General features: G+C 74.4%; 1 protein-coding gene. It reads right to left on the bottom strand.

The genetic code is table 11. The annotated features are described in order from the left end of the window. Positions 1–206: 206 nt before the first annotated feature. On the bottom strand, positions 207–1,732 hold a 1,526-nt coding region (locus CCN72_RS35145; protein ID WP_107430253.1), incomplete at its 5' end, for an FAD-dependent oxidoreductase.

Genomic DNA, 1,732 nt, shown 5'->3' with positions numbered 1-1,732 from the left:
GACCGGGGCCGGGCGGGTGCTGCCCGTGGGGTCCGCGGTTCCGCAGGCGGCGAGAGCCGCGCCCAGAGCACAAACGGCGGTCATACGGCGTACTAGTGGGATCACCGTACGAACGTAAGACTGTTTGATCGTTTGTATGGCGATATGTCCCGTGGCGCGGCGGTACGGTCACCCGCGCGGCGGTCGGCTCAGGGGTGCCCTTGGGGTCACTCGGCGTCCCGCTCCGGGTCGTCCGCCGTAACGCTCGGGCTCGATTCGAGGTCCCGCTGCTCCAGCGGCCGTACCGCGGGCCCCTGGAGCACCCGCCCGTCGACATCGAAGCGGGAGCCGTGGCAGGGGCATTCCCAGGCGCGTTCGGCGCGGTTGAAGGCGACCAGGCAGCCCAGATGGGTGCAGCGGGCCGAGACGGCGTGCAGCGCGCCCGCGTCGTCGCGGTGCACGGCGAGTCGCTGCTCACCGGCCCGGACCAGCGCGCCGTCGCCCGGCTCCAGTTCGTCGAGGTCGACCGGCGGCTTCAGCCGGTCGCCGACGAAGTGCCGGGCCACCTCGGCCTGCGTCCTGAGCAGCGCGGGCGCCTCGCGCACCACCGACTTCAGGCGCCGGGGGTCGTACAGCTCCCGCCAGGGGCTGTCCCGGCCGGTGATCAGCGCGGTCAGCAGCAGCCCGGCCATGATGCCGCCGCTCAGGCCCCAGCCGCCGAAGCCCGTGGCCACATAGGTGTGCCGGGCGCCCGGGTGCAGCGGGCCGACCAGCGGCACGGTGTCGGTGGCGTCGTTGTCCTGGGTGGCCCAGGCACGGTCGAGGCGCACCCCGGGGAAGTGCCGCTCGGCCCACGCGGCGAGCCCGTCGAGAGCGGCGCCCGGATCTCCGGTCCCCGGCGTGAAGTGCTCCCCGGTGACCACGAGCAGCCGCCCGCCGTCGTACGGCGCGGTCCGTACCGAACGGGTGTTCTCCTCGGGTGTGATGTACATGCCCCCGGGGTCGGGCCCCTCGCCCAGCGGCCCGGCGACGACCAGTTCCCGGCGCGGATGCAGCCGGGCGAACAGCAGGGCGCGGTCGAACACCGGGTAGTGCGTGGCGACGACGACGTTCCGCGCGGTGACGGTACGGCCCGTCTCGGTCGTCAGCCGGCAGGGTCCGGAGGTGCCGCCCTCGTCCAGGCCGACGACCCGGGTCCCCTCGTACACCCGGCCGCCGCGCGCGATCAGGTCCGCGGTGAGCGCCCGCAGATATTTCACCGGGTGGTACTGCGCCTGTCCGGTTACCCGCACCGCGCCCGCCACCGGGAACGGCAGCCCGGTCTCCGTGGTGAACGACGCGTCCAGGCCCGCCTCCCGCGCGGCCCGCGCCTCCGCCCGCACCTCGTCCGCCCGCTCCGGGTCCCGTACATAGGTGTACGCGTCCCGGGTCTCCCACTCGCAGTCGATGCCGAGTTCGGCCACCAGGTCCGCCGCGTGCGCGATCGCCTCCGACTGCGAACGGGCGTACAGCCGCGCCCCCTCGGGCCCGCGGGTGTGCCGCAGCCGGTCGTAGATCAGGGTGTGCTGGGCGGTCAGCTTGGCCGTGGTGTACCCGGTGACCCCGGCCGCCACCCGCCCGGCCTCCAGTACGACGACCCGCAGCCCGGCCCTGGCCAGTTCGTACGCGGTGCTCAGCCCGGCCATCCCGGCGCCGATCACGGCCGCGTCGGCCTCGATGTCCTCGGCGAGGGCGGGATGGCCGGGCTGAGCAC

Origin of the sequence: Streptomyces murinus, assembly GCF_002154555.1 — a bacterium.
GTDB lineage: Bacteria > Actinomycetota > Actinomycetes > Streptomycetales > Streptomycetaceae > Streptomyces > Streptomyces murinus.
The sequence above is the reverse complement of the archived record's forward strand: the minus strand, read 5'-3'. Positions and strand labels throughout refer to the sequence as shown.